The organism is Pseudomonas sp. ASL9, assembly GCF_056680335.1.
Window position 1 is genome coordinate 2428145 of sequence record NZ_CM155277.1, and the last position, 16408, is coordinate 2444552.

Sequence of the window (16408 nt, forward strand, 5' to 3'; positions counted from 1 at the left end):
AAGAGGACCAAAAATGGCGACGACTACTTTGGGCGTCAAACTTGACGACCTGACCCGTGAGCGTTTGAAAGCCGCTGCTCAATCGATCGACCGCACGCCCCACTGGCTGATCAAGCAGGCGATTTTCAACTACCTGGAAAAGCTCGAAGGGGGTGCAACCCTGTCGGAATTGAACGGGCTGCCCCTTAAGGATGGCGACGACCACGTCGGCCTGCCAGCAGACATCGCCCACCAGTGCTTCCTGGAGTTCGCCGAGAGCATCCTGCCGCAATCGGTTTTGCGTGCTGCGATCACTTCCGCCTATCGCCGCCCGGAACCTGAAGTGGTACCGATGCTGCTGGAACAAGCGCGCCTGCCCGTGAGCATGGCTGAGGCCACCCAGAAGCTGGCCGCGAGCATCGCCGAAAAACTGCGCAATCAGAAAAGCGCGGGGGGCCGTGCTGGCATCGTCCAGGGCTTGTTGCAAGAGTTCTCGCTGTCCTCCCAGGAAGGCGTGGCACTGATGTGCCTGGCCGAAGCGCTGCTGCGCATCCCGGACAAGGGCACCCGCGACGCACTGATTCGCGACAAAATCAGCACCGGCAACTGGCAGCCACACTTGGGCAATAGCCCTTCGCTGTTCGTCAACGCTGCCACGTGGGGCCTGCTACTGACCGGCAAACTGGTCGCCACCCACAATGAAACGGGCCTGACCTCTTCGCTGAGCCGCATCATTGGCAAAAGCGGCGAGCCGATGATCCGCAAAGGCGTGGACATGGCCATGCGCCTGATGGGCGAGCAGTTCGTCACCGGCGAAACCATCGCCGAAGCCCTGGCCAACGCCAGCCGCTTCGAAGCCAAGGGCTTCCGCTACTCCTACGACATGCTCGGTGAAGCAGCACTGACCGAACATGACGCGCAGAAATACCTCGCGTCCTACGAGCAAGCCATCCACTCCATCGGCAAAGCGTCCCATGGTCGTGGCATTTATGAAGGCCCCGGGATCTCGATCAAACTCTCTGCCCTGCACCCGCGCTACAGCCGCGCGCAATACGAGCGGGTGATGGACGAGCTGTACCCGCGCCTGCTGTCGCTGACCTTACTCGCCAAGCAATACGACATCGGCCTGAACATCGACGCCGAAGAGGCCGACCGCCTCGAGCTGTCACTGGATCTGCTGGAACGCCTGTGCTTCGAGCCGCAACTAACTGGCTGGAACGGCATTGGCTTCGTGATTCAGGCCTACCAGAAGCGCTGCCCGTATGTGATCGACTACGTAATAGATCTGGCCCGCCGCAGCCGCCACCGCCTGATGATCCGCCTGGTGAAAGGCGCGTACTGGGACAGCGAAATCAAACGCGCCCAGGTCGACGGCCTGGAAGGCTATCCGGTGTATACCCGCAAGGTGTACACCGACGTTTCCTACATTGCCTGCGCACGCAAACTGCTGTCGGTGCCGGAAGTCATCTATCCGCAATTTGCCACGCACAACGCCCATACCCTGGCAGCGATCTACCATATCGCCGGCCAGAACTATTACCCCGGTCAGTACGAGTTCCAGTGCCTTCACGGCATGGGCGAACCGCTGTACGAACAAGTGGTGGGCAAGGTTGCCGATGGCAAGCTGAACCGCCCATGCAGGGTCTATGCACCGGTAGGCACCCACGAAACATTGCTGGCGTACCTGGTGCGTCGTCTGCTGGAAAACGGCGCGAACACCTCGTTCGTCAACCGCATTGCCGACCACTCCATCGCCATTCAGGAATTGGTGGCCGATCCAGTGAGCAGCATCGAGCAGATGGCGACGCAGGAAGGCGGTTTCGGCTTGCCACACCCGCGTATTCCACTGCCGCGTGATCTGTATGGCCCGTCACGCGCCAACTCCAGCGGTATCGACCTGGCGAACGAACACCGCCTGGCATCGTTATCCTCGGCATTGCTGGCCTCTGCACATAACGACTGGAAAGCCGGTCCGATGCTCGGCAGCCCTGCGAGCACCGGCGCTTCTGTTGCTGTGCTGAACCCGTCAGATTTGCGTGATGTGGTCGGTCACGTTCAAGAAGCCAATCTGGAAGACGTTGATAACGCCATCCAGTGCGCACTCAACGCCGCCCCTATCTGGCAAGCGACACCACCCGCCGAGCGCGCCGCGATCCTGGAACGTGCCGCTGATTTGATGGAAGGTGAAATCCAGCCGCTGATGGGCCTGCTGGCACGTGAAGCTGGCAAGACATTCGCCAACGCCATCGCAGAAGTGCGTGAAGCCGTGGACTTCCTGCGTTACTACGCAGTGCAGGCGCGCAACGATTTCACCAACGACGCGCACCGCCCCCTCGGGCCAGTGGTCTGCATCAGCCCGTGGAACTTCCCGCTGGCCATTTTCAGTGGTCAGGTCGCTGCTGCATTGGCCGCCGGTAACCCGGTGCTGGCCAAACCTGCCGAACAAACCCCGCTGATTGCTGCACAAGCGGTGCGCTTGTTGCTTGAAGCCGGTATCCCTGAAGGCGTGGTGCAACTGTTGCCGGGCCGCGGTGAAACCGTCGGCGCACGTCTGGTGGGTGATGATCGGGTCAAGGGCGTGATGTTCACGGGCTCTACCGAAGTCGCACGCCTACTGCAACGCAACATCGCCGGTCGCCTGGACGCACAAGGTCGGCCTATCCCGTTGATCGCCGAAACCGGCGGGCAAAACGCGATGATCGTCGATTCCTCCGCGCTGACCGAACAAGTGGTCATCGATGTGGTGTCCTCGGCTTTCGACAGTGCTGGTCAACGCTGCTCGGCGCTGCGTGTGCTGTGCCTGCAAGAAGACTCTGCCGACCGCGTGATCGAAATGCTTAAAGGTGCCATGGCTGAATGCCGCCTTGGCAACCCGGAGCGGTTGTCCGTGGATATCGGGCCGGTGATCGATGCCGAAGCCAAAGCCGGGATCGAGAAACACATCCAGGCCATGCGCGATAAAGGCCGCACCGTGTACCAGATGGCGATTGCCGACAGCACTGAAATCAAGCGCGGCACCTATGTGATGCCAACCTTGATCGAACTGGAAAGCTTCGACGAACTGCAACGAGAGATCTTCGGCCCGGTGCTGCACGTGGTGCGCTACAAGCGTAAAGAGCTGGACACCTTGATCGGCCAGATCAACGCCTCGGGCTATGGTCTGACGCTCGGTGTGCACACGCGCATCGACGAGACCATTGCCAAGGTCGTCGACAAGGTCAATGCCGGTAACGTCTACGTCAACCGCAACATCGTCGGTGCTGTGGTGGGCGTGCAACCGTTCGGGGGCGAAGGTTTGTCGGGCACTGGGCCGAAAGCCGGTGGGCCGCTGTACCTTTACCGCCTGCTGTCGACCCGCCCACTGGATGCCATCGAGCAATCCTTTGCTCGCGGCGACGCGCTGACTGCACCGGACACCCGGATGCGCGACGCCATGAGCAAACCGCTTGGCGCCCTGCAAACCTGGGCCAGCAGTCACCAGCAAGAAGCGTTGGGCGCGTTGTGCAACCAGTTCGCCGTGCAATCGCAAAGCGGCGTCATCCGCTTGCTGAACGGTCCGACCGGCGAACGCAACAGCTACAGCCTGCTGCCCCGCGAACATGTCCTGTGCCTGGCGGACATCGAAGCCGACCTGTTGACCCAACTGGCCGCCGTATTGGCCGTCGGCAGCACCGCCGTCTGGCCGGAAAACGAAGTGAGCAAACCGTTGCGCGCTCGCCTGCCTAAAGAAGTACAAGCGCGTATCCAGCTGGTTGCAGACTGGAACAAGGACGAAGTGGTCATCGATGCAGTCCTGCATCACGGCGACTCCGACCAACTGCGAGCGGTCTGCCAACACATCGCCAAACGTGCTGGCGCGATCATCGGGGTTCAAGGTTTGTCGCAAGGCGAAACCAACATCGCGTTGGAGCGTCTGGTGATTGAGCGAGCACTGAGTGTGAACACTGCGGCAGCGGGAGGGAATGCGAGTTTGATGACGATTGGGTAAGCGCTGATTTTCAGCGCCTGCGTTGCTCCCATAGATTTCAGAATCTGTGGGAGCAGGCTTGCCTGCGAAGGCGGCTTATCTGACACACCACCACCAATCACGACACACAAATCGCAACCCAGTTTGCTGCGCGACAGCCCAGCGTCGAAGACGCGGCGAGGCCTCCCACACAGCCTGCTCACTCGCTGCTGCTTAATCCCTACGCGTTACCCCTCCATCACCCACATCAATCTTGCTATTCAGCGGCGCGCACCACCGCCTAGACTCCAGGCACTCCAAAAAAGGTAGGCTGCCATGTCCGAGACGCTGCTCAGTTCCCGCAATTTGGCTTTCGAGCTGTATGAAGTGCTCGATGCCGAAGCCCTGACCCAGCGCGAGCGTTTCGCCGAGCACAATCGCGAGACCTTCGATGCGGCGATTGGTACGGCACGGACCATCGCTGAAAAGTATTTCGCCCCGCACAACCGCAAGGGTGACGAGAACGAGCCGCGCTATGAAAACGGCGAGGCAATCCTGATCCCGGAAGTCAAACCGGCGGTGGATGCCTTCCTTGAAGCGGGCTTTCTTAATGCCGCACGCAGCTTTGAGGCGGGCGGTATGCAGCTGCCTACGCTGCTGTCGCAAGCCTGCTTTGCGCACTTTCAATCGGCCAATGCCGCGTCGACGGCGTACCCGTTCCTGACCATGGGTGCGGCCAATCTGATTGAAAGCTTTGGCAGCGAAGAGCAGAAGCGGCGGTTTTTGCAGCCAATGATCGACGGGCGTTTTTTCGGCACCATGGCCCTGACGGAACCGCATGCCGGCTCCTCGCTGTCGGACATTCGTACCCGCGCCGAGCCTGCGGCAGACGGTAGCTATCGCCTGCGCGGCAACAAGATTTTTATCTCTGGCGGCGATCATTCGTTGTCGGAAAATATCGTGCACATGGTCTTGGCCAAGTTGCCGGACGCACCTGCCGGGGTGAAGGGCATCTCGTTGTTTATCGCCCCCAAGTTCCTGGTCAACGATGACGGCAGCCTGGGCACGCGCAACGACGTGTTGCTGGCCGGGCTGTTCCACAAAATGGGCTGGCGCGGTACCACGTCCACGGCGCTGAACTTTGGCGATAACGGCGAGTGTGTCGGCTATCTGGTGGGCAAGCCGCATCAGGGTTTGAGCTATATGTTCCAGATGATGAACGAAGCGCGGATCGGCGTCGGCATGGGCGCAGTGATGCTCGGATACGCCGGTTATCTGTACTCACTGGAGTACGCCCGCGAACGCCCGCAAGGTCGTTTGCCGGACAGCAAAAACCCCGAGACCGCACCGGTTGCGATCATTCAGCATGCCGACGTGAAACGCATGCTGCTGACGCAGAAAGCTTACGTGGAAGGCGCGTTCGACCTTGGCCTGTATGCGGCACGGTTGTTTGACGATACCACCACCGGAGAAACCGAAGAGGTCCGCAAGCAGGCCCACGAGTTACTCGATTTACTGACCCCGATTGTCAAATCCTGGCCTTCGGAGTTCTGCCTCAAAGCCAACGAGCTGGCGATCCAGATTCTTGGCGGCCATGGCTATACCCGCGAATACCCGGTGGAGCAGTACTACCGCGACAACCGCTTGAACCCGATTCATGAAGGCACCCACGGTATTCAGTCGCTGGACTTGCTCGGCCGAAAACTGGGGCAAAACGGTGGCGCCGGACTCAAGCAACTGATCCGCCTGATCGCCAACACAGCAGCACGTGCGCAGGCCCATGAAGGTTTAACGCCGCTGCGCCAACCGCTGGAGCAATTGGTGGCACGCCTGCAAACCGTGACCCTCGGTTTGTTGACCGACCTGGCTGAGGGCAAGGTCAACAGCAGCCTGGCCAATTCGGCTCTATACCTGAAAGCCTTCGGTCATACCGTGATCGGCTGGCGCTGGCTGGAACAGGCGATCCGCGCCGAAGAAGGCCTGGCAAAGGGTAACGAAGCCGACGTCAGCTTCTACAAAGGCAAGCTTCAGGCAGCCCGGTACTTTTTGACATGGGAAGTACCGGGCTGCCACCACGAGCTGGCTATTCTCGAAGCGCGGGATGACACCTGCCTGTCAATGCAGGATGAGTGGTTTTAACGGGTTGCCCGGCATTGAAATCAAGCGAGTTATTAATAGTCATGACTTCCTGTCTCTCGAATAATGGACGTCATGTACGTGAGCAGATCTAGGAAGCGCGTCAGGCTTAATTATTTATGACATCAGGTAAGCCATGACCGGTCATAAACAGTAAAGCTTTGACAGGCAGCCAATTCAACAGGTTAGAATCGCTTGGCACGCGGACTGCATGGTCAGTTCACGCCCAGCCTTTTGAATTTGCTTTCTGGAGTACCGCCCTTGGATGCAACAACCATCAACAGCCTGTTCTTGATCGGCGCGTTGCTGGTGGGTGCAAGCATCCTGGTCAGTTCTCTCTCATCGCGCCTCGGCATCCCTATTTTGGTGATCATCCTCGCCGTGGGCATGGCGGCCGGCGTTGATGGCGGCGGCATCATTTTCGACAACTATCCAACCGCCTATCTGGTCGGCAACCTCGCGCTTGCCGTGATTTTGCTCGACGGCGGTTTGCGCACGCGGGTCGCCAGTTTCCGGGTCGCGCTATGGCCTGCCCTGTCGCTGGCAACGGTCGGTGTATTGATCACGACCGGATTGACCGGGGTGGCGGCGGCGTGGCTGTTCAACCTGAATTTGATTCAGGGTCTGTTGATCGGCGCCATCGTTGGCTCCACCGATGCGGCGGCGGTGTTCTCACTGCTGGGCGGTAAAGGCCTGAACGAACGGGTCACCGCCAGCCTGGAAATCGAATCCGGCAGCAACGACCCGATGGCCGTGTTCTTGACCGTGACCCTGATCGACATGCTCGCCAGCGGCGAAACCGGTTTGCACTGGGGCCTGCTGGGGCATCTGATTCGTGAATTTGGTATCGGCGGGATTATCGGTCTGAGCGGTGGCTGGCTGATGCTGCAACTGGTCAACCGGATCAATCTGGCAAACGGCTTGTATCCGATTCTAGTGATCAGCGGTGGGTTGGCGGTGTTTGCCCTGACCAACGCCATCCACGGCAGCGGCTTTTTAGCGGTGTATCTGTGCGGCCTGGTGATCGGTAACCGTCCGATCCGCAGTCGCCACGGCATTCTGCACATGCTCGACGGCATGGCCTGGTTGGCACAGATCGGTATGTTCCTGGTGCTGGGTCTGCTGGTCACGCCACACGATTTACTGCCTATCGCCCTTCCCGCACTGGGTCTGGCGCTGTGGATGATTCTGTTTGCTCGGCCGCTGTCGGTACTGGCCAGCCTACTGCCATTCAAGGCGTTCCATGACCGGGAAAAAGCCTTTATCGCCTGGGTGGGTCTGCGCGGCGCGGTCCCGATCATTCTCGCCGTGTTCCCGCTGATGGCCGGGCTGCCCCATGCCCAGCTGTATTTCAACCTCGCGTTTTTTATCGTATTGGTCTCGTTGTTGGTCCAGGGAACCAGCCTGCCTTGGGTCGCCAAGCTGCTGAAAGTCACCGTCCCGCCAGAACCGGCGCCCATTTCGCGTGCTGCGCTGGAGGTGCATGCCACCAGCGAGTGGGAACTGTTCGTTTACCGCCTCGGCGCTGAAAAATGGTGCATCGGCGCGGCCCTGCGTGAACTGAAAATGCCCGAGGGCACCCGTATCGCAGCCCTGTTTCGCGGTCAGCAACTGCTCCATCCGTCGGGTAGCACCACCCTCGAAATCGGTGATCTGCTCTGTGTAATCGGCCATGAACATAACCTTTCGGCCTTGGGCAAGTTGTTCAGTCAGGCCCCTCAGCGCGGTCTGGATTTACGTTTCTTCGGTGACTTCGTCCTCGAGGGAGACGCTCAGCTCGGGGCTATCGCCGCATTGTACGGTTTGAAACTCAACGGCCTGGATCCGAATACGCCGCTCAGCCAGTTCATCATTCAGAAAAATCGTGGCGAGCCTGTGGTCGGCGATCAGATTGAATGGAACGGCACAATTTGGACCGTTGCCGTCATGGACGGGAACAAGATCCTTAAAGTCGGCGTCAAATTCCCCGAAGGGAGCCGCCCAGGTCCTGGGTTGTTCCTCTAAACTCCCTCTCTCTTCGATCAGTTCGACCGGTACTTATGCTCACCCTGCGCACTTTTTTTGTTGCCGCCCTGCTTGGGCTCTGCCTCTCTATCATTCCCGTTCAGGCTGCCGAGCCACCCGCACGCAGTGACGTGCAGCAAAGCCTGGATAAAATTGCCGACCGCAAGTTGGCCGATGCCGATCAAAAAATCCTGCAACAAGTGCTTGAGCAAACCCTGGCACTGATCGCGAGCACGGAAGACGCTGAAAAGCGTCTGACCGAACTCAAACAGCAATTGAGCCAGGCTCCGCGCCAGACCACGGAAAACCAGCGCGACCTGGTGCGCCTCAAAGCCAGCAAAGTCATCCCGACGACCCAGCGTTACGCCAACCTCGACGTGCCGCAACTTGAGCAATTGCTGAGTGAGCGCAGCGCTCAGCAAAGCGATTTGCAGAAAGCCCTGAACGATGCCAACAGCCTGACCATCACCGCCCAGACCCGTCCGGAACGAGCGCAGGCCGAGATCAGCAGCAATCAGACGCGCATTCAGCAAATCAACAATCTCCTTAAAGCGGGCAAGGACAGCGGCAAGCCCCTCAGTGCCGACCAGCGCAACCAACTCAATGCCGAACTGGCCTCGCTCAACGCCCTGACGGCACTACGACGTCAGGAACTGGCAGGCAACAGTCTGCTGCAAGATCTGGGCAGCAGTCAGCATGACCTGCTGACCGAGCGCGTCAGCCGGCAAGAGCAGGAGATTCAAAGCCTGCAAACCCTGATCAACGACAAGCGCCGTGCCCAGTCGCAACAAACCGTCACACAGCTGTCCATCGAAGCGCAAAAAGCGGGCAGCAGCAGCCTGCTGGCCACCGAAAGCGCGGCCAACCTCAAGCTCTCCGACTATTTGTTGCGCGGCACTGATCGGCTCAACGACCTGACCCAGCAAAACCTCAAGACCAAACAGCAACTGGATAGCGTGACCCAAAGCGACCAGGCGCTGGATGAACAGATCAGCGTACTCAAGGGCAGCCTGCTGCTGTCCAAAATTCTCTATAAGCAGAAACAGGCGCTACCGCACCTGACACTCGACAGCGGGCTGGCCGACGAAATCGCTGACATTCGCCTGTATCAATTCGAAGTCAATCAACAACGGGAGCTGATGAGCAGCCCCGGCGCCTATGTCGACAAGCTACTCGCCACCCAGCCGCCGGAGGATGTGACCCCGCTGCTGCGCAAGACCTTGCTCGACCTGGCGACCACCCGCAGCGACCTGTTGGAACGCCTGAACCGAGAGCTGAGCGCACTGCTCAATGAATCCATCACGCTGCAACTCAGCCAGAAACAACTCGTCAGCACCGCGCTGAGCCTGCGCTCGACCCTCGACGAGCAGATGTTCTGGATTCCGAGCAACAAGCCGCTGGACCTGGAATGGATAGAAGGCATCAAGCCGCGCCTGGAAAGACAGCTCACCACCCTCCCATGGACCTCAAGTGTCAGCGAACTGACAGACGGCCTGACGAGCAGACCGCTGCTGTTTCTGCCCCTGCTGGTGTTGATCGGCGCACTGGTGTGGAAACGCAAATCGCTCTATATCAAGCTGAACAAATTGCATTCGGACATCGGCCACTTCAAACGTGACAGTCAATGGCAAACGCCGCTGGCAATCCTGATCAATATTTTGCTGGCATTGCCAGTGGCGCTAGGTCTGGCGCTGTGTGGCTACGCCCTGCAAATCGACGCCCGGGGGCAGAACGCCAACCTCGGCTCGGCCTTGTTACAAATCGCCCTGGCCTGGCTGGTGTTCTATACCGCTTACCGAATTCTCGCGCCGGGAGGCGTCGCACAACTGCATTTCCGCTGGGAAAAACCACAGGTCGAATTCCTGCGTGGCTGGATTCGTCGTCTGGGCCTGGTGGTGCTGGCGTTGGTCGCAGTCGTCGCGATGGCAGAGCATCAACCTGCCGCGCTGGCCGACGACGTCCTGGGGATTGCCGTGGTTCTGACGTGCTACGCACTGATGACCTGGTTGCTAAGCCGTTTGCTGATCAGCAGCCCTACCCGCGAGAACGCGTCGTTTTTCCGCAAAACGGTCGGCGTGATCTTCACCGCATTGCCAATCGCCCTGTTCATCGCCGTGTGCTTCGGCTACTACTACACCGCACTGAAACTCAGTGATCGCTTGATCAACACCTTGTATCTACTGATGCTGTGGCTGGTCATCGAAGCCACCTTCGTCCGCGGCCTGAGCGTAGCGGCACGGCGCCTGGCCTACCATCGCGCCCTGAGCAAACGTCAGATGGCCAAGGAAAGTATTGATGGCGATGCGGTGGTCGAAGAGCCAACACTGGATATCGAACAGGTCAACGAACAATCCCTGCGCCTGATTCGCCTGGCCCTGCTCGGCGGCTTTATCGGCGCGCTGTATTGGGTCTGGTCCGACCTGATCACGGTATTCTCGTATCTGGACAACATTACCCTCTACGAATACACCAGCGGCACCGGCGCAGCCATGAGCATGGTGCCGATCAGCCTCGGTGACATGATTGGCGCGCTGATCATCATCTGCATCACTTTCGTGCTGGCCAGTAACCTGCCAGGCCTACTCGAAGTGCTTGTGCTGTCACGCTTGAGTCTGGCCCAAGGCAGTGCCTACGCGACCACTACTCTGTTGTCTTACGCGATTGCCGGAATCGGATTCGTTTCCACCCTTTCGGCGCTGGGCGTGAGTTGGGACAAGCTGCAATGGCTGGTGGCGGCGCTGTCGGTAGGTTTGGGCTTCGGGATGCAGGAAATCTTTGCCAACTTCATCTCGGGCATCATGATCCTGTTCGAACGTCCGGTGCGAATCGGCGATACGGTGACCATCGGCAACCTGTCGGGCACGGTCAGCAAGATCCGTATCCGCGCCACGACCATCACCGACTTCGACCGCAAAGACATCATTGTCCCGAACAAAACGTTCATCACCGGGCAACTGATCAACTGGTCGCTGACCGACACCATCACCCGCGTCACCCTGAAACTGGGTGTCGATTACGGCTCGGACCTGGAGTTGGTGCGCAGCCTGCTGCTCAAGGCCGCCCACGACAACCCGCGAGTACTCAAAGAACCAGCGCCTATCGTGTACTTCCTGAATTTCGGCGAAAGTACCCTTGACCACGAACTGCGCATGCACGTGCGAGACCTCGGTGACCGTAACCCCGTAGTCGACGAGATCAACCGCTTCATCAACCGCGAGTTCAAGAAGCAGCACATCAACATCTCGTTCCGGCAGATGGAGGTTTACCTCAAGAACATGCAGGGCCAGGAATACAAAATGGTGCCCATCGAAGCCGTAGACAAAACCGGTGCTCCGGTCCCGGCAACGCCCCCGGTAGCCCAGGACGTGCCCGAGCCACCGGACATCAGGCTCGACTGACACGCTTAATCCCAGCAGAATGGTCGGACATTCTGCTGGAGGTGGCCTTTGAAAGCCCTCGACGAACTGACCTTCGACAACCGTTTCGCCCGCCTGGGGGACGCGTTCTCCACTTCGGTGCTGCCCGAGCCCATCGCTGATCCACGCCTGGTGGTCGCCAGTACTGCCGCCTTGGCGTTGCTCGATCTCGATCCGGCACAGGCCGAACTGCCGGTCTTCGCCGAAATTTTCAGTGGGCACACACTCTGGGCCGACGCCGATGCGCGGGCCATGGTGTATTCAGGTCACCAATTCGGCTCCTATAACCCACGCCTGGGCGATGGTCGCGGCTTGCTGTTGGGCGAGGTTTACAACGACGCCGGCGAACATTGGGACTTGCACCTCAAAGGCGCCGGCCAGACACCCTACTCACGCATGGGCGATGGCCGGGCGGTATTGCGCTCATCGATCCGTGAGTTTCTGGCCTCTGAAGCCCTGCACGCATTGGGCATACCCAGCAGCCGGGCCGCCTGCGTCATCGGCTCAAGCACGCCGGTGTGGAGGGAGAAGCAGGAGCGTGCAGCGATGGTCCTGCGTCTGGCGCCGAGCCATGTCCGCTTCGGCAGCTTCGAGTACTTCTACTACACCAAGCAGCCGGAAAACCTGAAAGAGCTGGGTGAGCATGTGCTGGCGATGCACTTTCCCGAATGCCTGGAACAGCCTGAGCCGTACCTGGCAATGTTCCGGGAAATCGTCGAGCGCAACGCCGAGCTGATCGCCAAATGGCAAGCGTACGGCTTCTGCCATGGCGTCATGAACACCGACAACATGTCGATTCTGGGCATTACTTTCGACTTCGGCCCGTTTGCCTTCCTCGATGATTTCGACCAGAACTTCATCTGCAACCACTCCGATAACGAAGGTCGTTACTCGTTCAGCAATCAGGTGCCCATCGGCCAATGGAACCTCAGCGCCCTGGCTCAAGCCTTGACGCCGTTCATCAGCGTCGAAGCCCTGCGTGAAGCCCTCGGCCTGTTCCTGCCGTTGTACCAGGCTCATTACCTAGACCTCATGCGCCGCAGACTAGGCCTGACCAGCGCCGAAGAGGATGACGCCAAACTGATCGAACGCTTGCTCAAACTGATGCAGAACAGCGGCGTCGACTACACCCTGTTCTTCCGTCGACTGGGCGACGAGCCTGCTGCCCTCGCCGCCCCCCGCCTACGCGATGACTTTATCGACATCAAAGGCTTCGACGCTTGGGCCACTGACTATCAGGCGCGAATTGCCCGCGAAGACAACGGCACCGAGCAACAACGCCAAACCCGCATGCACGCGGTCAACCCGCTCTACATCCTGCGCAACTACCTGGCACAAAAAGCCATCGACGCCGCCGAAGACGGCAACTACGAAGAGGTGCGCCGTTTGCACACCGTGCTGTGCAACCCGTTCAAAGAACAGCCTGGCATGGCTAACTACGCGGAACGGCCGCCGGAGTGGGGGAAGCATTTGGAGATAAGTTGTTCGTCTTGAGGGCCGGGGCGGTTGGATCAGACTCTTTTCCAGGCTTCTGCATATTTGCCAACACTTCGAACAGCGTGAGGAGCCGGTCGTCCTTAGGTCGTTGAACACCCCCACCCTGACTGATCCTGCCCAGTAGACGGGTCTCGTAATCGACCGGATATTGGGCCTGCTCGATAGGGGGTAATGATTTGTAGTGGGCCAGAACATCGGTATAGAACTGAGGTGTATTAATATTGCTTTCACTTTCCTGCGACGATCGGGCAATCACCTCGACTCGCCATTTTTGTTCTATATCATTAGCGTCATACGAAGCGGCTCGTCTCTCATTCACGGTATACGAACCGCTGTCATCGTAAATGATCAGGGTGAGCTGTTCGGCTGACAGACCAGCAAAAGGACTTTTCGCACTTCTATCCCCCGTCGAAGCAAGGTCCACATACTTCGTAGCGTGCTGAGCCCTCGCCAATAAATCAGAATCATCGGTTTTAGGTTTTTCGCTGTCATGCTTGGCTCTTTGCGCATTGTAGCTATCCCCCAAAAAATCATCTTTCAGTTTGCGGGCCATATCACCAAGCTCGCGACGGCTCGTATTTTTATCACGCACCTCTGCTCGCGCGGCGCTTTCGCTCAACTGGCGAGACAACGTTGATACCTTCACCGTGTCGTTTGAAGCGATTGCAGACTTGGTCGGTTTGCTGTCACTCATTGATATCGGCTGGGTGAGCGTTGTCGTACTGGATGAACTTACCGGCGAAGCCTGTATATTACCAATCATATACCACCCCTATTAATCGATAAAAAACACGCCTTAACAGACTCTGCTCTGCACGCAGATATACCTGCAGAGCACATCCTGCAAACCTGATAACCAACGTGTTATTTCATTACGAATTCGACAGCCCATGCGTGAGTAGCAAAGTCAACGGACGTGATCTTTACGTCACACCGTGCGCCCCCACTGGCGACTGCGCTTTTATTCCATTTTGGCAGCTCAACGCCGCGCACGCGCGACTTGAGATACGTCGTTGTAAACTGACAAGACTTGGAACCTATCTGGTAATGCACAACGGCATAATTCACATCCGGCGAAAGATTACTGTGTACTTTATAACTATCGAAACTTCCCTTCTCTACCTTATCGCCGGGGGTGGGCGAAGCATTAGCTTTGGTACCCGCCCCATTCTTACCCACAGCACTGTATATCGCCACCGCTGTGCCGTTATTTTTAAAAGTAACGTTTACTGCAGGCCCGGCCTGCGCTATCGCTGAAGCAGTGACAGCCGCCAGCATGACCGAGAAAACCATTGGGTTAATAATGTGCACAGTGATATTCCATATTGAGTCGAGCGTATTATTTTTATATCGAACAACTGAGCACCTCTGATTCATTAACTGATCTGGGCAGATATCGAACCTCAACACTTATGGACATACTTTAATTCGAAAGGGACAACTGATTGATTGCTGTTACCAGAGACTATCGGGCTCGATTGCCGAGCACCACTCTCTGAACGGGTAGTTGACAATCCCACAGGGGCAGGTGTCTAACAACAGCCGACTTGATTCTTGACTCCCGCATCACCATCTATCTAATACGCACACTCAGCCCAACGGAGCCCCCCATGTCCGACCCCCTCATGATCCCTTGCCCGCACTGCAACGGGCTCAATCGCATCCCTGCCGATCGGCTTGGCGATCAGCCAAAATGTGGGCGTTGCAAGGCGCAGGTGTTGCTCACCAAACCTTTCGAACTGACTCAGGGCGACTACACCAGCCAGATCAAAGGCGATCTGCCGCTGCTGGTGGACGTTTGGGCCGCGTGGTGTGGGCCGTGCAAATCTTTTGCGCCGATCTTCGAGCAAGCGGCCAGCCAGTTGTCGGGGCGCTGCAGGCTCGCCAAGCTGGACAGTGAAGCCAATCAACAGCTGTCGGCACAGCTGGGCATTCGTTCGATCCCCAGCCTGATCCTGTTCAAGAATGGCCAGGAAGTCGCGCGTCAAAGCGGTGCCTTTCCACTGCCGCAGCTACTGGCCTGGTTGCAAAGCCAAGGGATTTAGAGGCTTTTCAACAACGGCGCACGCGCTGACTTTTCTGTAGGGCGATTCCGAAACAGGGTTTTCGTGCTCCTGCTGCCACGTTTTACTACTAGCCTTCCTTACTCCACTTGAACGACGGGTAAGGACTATCTATGACGTTTGTCATCAGGGAAGGTGATCTCACAACCACGGACGGTTTTGTCATAGCCGCTTCCGCCAAGGCCACCGTATTGCTTCGCAAACTGGCGAGGATGGGCGATCCCGTGTGGTGTCCGGCATGTGAAAGCGTCGGCTACATCGCGCAGGGCAATCCGACATTTGTCGATGAGTATGTCGCCGTTGCGACCCACGGCCAGGTCGTGCAATGCAGTTGCCCGCTCGGCAGCCATCGATTGTTGGCGACGCAAGACAGCATTCAGGCCGATATGGAGGCGACGATTTCTATCCCGTCGGACCTCGCCGACACCGCACGGGGCAAAGCCGAACAGTTGTCCCACGCCATCCACGAAGGCTCATTGCGCGAGAAACTGTTTTCACCACTGCGGCCACATCGTGCCGAACAGACCTGCTAACCCACCATGGATGGGCTCACGTGCATTGCTGCGGGGGTCAGTGCTGGGCACCAGACTCCAGCAGGTCATGCAGTTCGACGAACTGCAGCGTCAACTTGTGCCGTGGCTCAAGATGGATCAGCGGGATGTTGACCTGATGCGACTCACGCATTTTCACCGAACTATTGAGGTAAACCGGCAATACGGGCAAGCCTTCAGCAATCAGCTCATCAAGGATTTGCTGCGGCAGACTGGCGCGAGACTGAAACTGATTGACGATAATGCCTTCCACTTCCAGTCCCTCGTTGTGGTCTTCCTTCAGCTCTTCGATTTCCTTGAGCAGGCCATACAGTGCCTGACGCGAAAAGCTATCGCAGTCAAAAGGGATCAATACTTTATCGGCGGCGATCAGCGCCGAAACCGCGTAAAAATTCAGTGCGGGAGGTGTATCCAGGTAGATCCGGTCGTAGTCCTCATCCAGCTCGTCGAGGAGTTTTCGCAGCTTATTGATTTTGTGCTTGGCCTCAAGTTTTGGCTGCAAATCGGCCAGCTCAGCCGTGGCCGTCACTACATGCAGATTGTCGAATGGCGTTTCGTAGATATCGACCTTGTTTTTCTTGGCGAAAGGGCCAGACGACAGGGTTTGTTTGAAGAAGTCGGCAATCCCCATAGGGATGTCGTCGCCGGTCAAACCGGTGAGGTACTGCGTAGAGTTGGCCTGTGCATCCAGATCGATCAAAAGCGTCCGATACCCTTCGTGAGCGCTGACAGCCGCCAAGTTGCAGGCGATGCTCGATTTGCCCACCCCACCTTTCTGATTAAACACCACGCGCCGCATGAAAAAACCTCCTTGGT

The 16408-nt window shown here is 58.1% G+C and carries 10 protein-coding genes; 7 read left to right on the forward strand and 3 right to left on the reverse strand.

Annotation, left to right across the window (positions count from 1 at the left end):
- Positions 1–13 precede the first annotated feature (13 nt).
- The 5 genes from putA (at position 14) to selO (ending at position 12975) form a co-directional block, all read left to right on the forward strand.
- On the forward strand, positions 14–3967 hold the full coding sequence (gene putA, locus AC1ME2_RS11150) for a trifunctional transcriptional regulator/proline dehydrogenase/L-glutamate gamma-semialdehyde dehydrogenase (RefSeq protein ID WP_480441127.1): 3954 nt from the start codon (positions 14–16) through the stop codon (positions 3965–3967).
- A 294-nt stretch (positions 3968–4261) separates the two neighbouring features.
- A complete protein-coding gene (locus AC1ME2_RS11155; RefSeq protein WP_480441128.1) occupies positions 4262–6064 on the forward strand; it encodes an acyl-CoA dehydrogenase in 1803 nt (600 codons plus the stop codon).
- Between the two features lie 258 nt (positions 6065–6322).
- The gene (locus tag AC1ME2_RS11160) at positions 6323–8065 is read left to right on the forward strand and encodes a potassium/proton antiporter (RefSeq protein ID WP_480441129.1); all 1743 of its coding nucleotides are present in this window, start codon (positions 6323–6325) and stop codon (positions 8063–8065) included.
- 35 nt (positions 8066–8100) lie between these two features.
- The gene (gene mscK, locus AC1ME2_RS11165) at positions 8101–11463 is read left to right on the forward strand and encodes a mechanosensitive channel MscK (protein ID WP_480441130.1); all 3363 of its coding nucleotides are present in this window, start codon (positions 8101–8103) and stop codon (positions 11461–11463) included.
- A 48-nt stretch (positions 11464–11511) separates the two neighbouring features.
- Positions 11512–12975 carry a protein adenylyltransferase SelO gene (gene selO, locus AC1ME2_RS11170; protein WP_480441132.1) on the forward strand — a complete coding sequence of 488 codons (1464 nt, stop codon included), beginning with the start codon at positions 11512–11514 and terminating at the stop codon, positions 12973–12975.
- On the opposite strand, the gene AC1ME2_RS11175 is transcribed toward selO, so the two are convergent.
- Together AC1ME2_RS11175 and AC1ME2_RS11180 are read right to left on the reverse strand one after the other, a co-directional pair.
- Complete coding sequence (locus tag AC1ME2_RS11175; protein ID WP_480441134.1) at positions 12914–13741, reverse strand: hypothetical protein; 828 nt, start codon at positions 13739–13741, stop codon at positions 12914–12916. The two genes, selO and AC1ME2_RS11175, sit on opposite strands and share 62 nt — an antisense overlap.
- 101 nt (positions 13742–13842) lie before the next feature.
- On the reverse strand, positions 13843–14289 hold the full coding sequence (locus AC1ME2_RS11180) for a hypothetical protein (RefSeq protein WP_480441136.1): 447 nt from the start codon (positions 14287–14289) through the stop codon (positions 13843–13845).
- Between the two features lie 299 nt (positions 14290–14588).
- Here AC1ME2_RS11180 and trxC point away from each other — a divergent pair, with 299 nt between their 5' ends.
- Both trxC and AC1ME2_RS11190 read left to right on the forward strand, forming a co-directional pair.
- Positions 14589–15023, forward strand: coding sequence for a thioredoxin TrxC (gene trxC / locus AC1ME2_RS11185; RefSeq protein ID WP_480441138.1), 435 nt, complete (start codon positions 14589–14591; stop codon positions 15021–15023).
- Between the two features lie 131 nt (positions 15024–15154).
- Positions 15155–15574, forward strand: a complete 420-nt coding sequence (locus AC1ME2_RS11190) for a PAAR domain-containing protein (protein ID WP_480441140.1) — start codon at positions 15155–15157, stop codon at positions 15572–15574.
- Between the two features lie 37 nt (positions 15575–15611).
- Here the strand turns inward: AC1ME2_RS11190 and AC1ME2_RS11195 are convergent, their stop codons facing one another.
- Positions 15612–16391: a ParA family protein gene (locus tag AC1ME2_RS11195; protein WP_480441142.1), complete on the reverse strand. Its 780-nt coding sequence runs from the start codon at positions 16389–16391 to the stop codon at positions 15612–15614.
- Positions 16392–16408 lie beyond the last annotated feature (17 nt).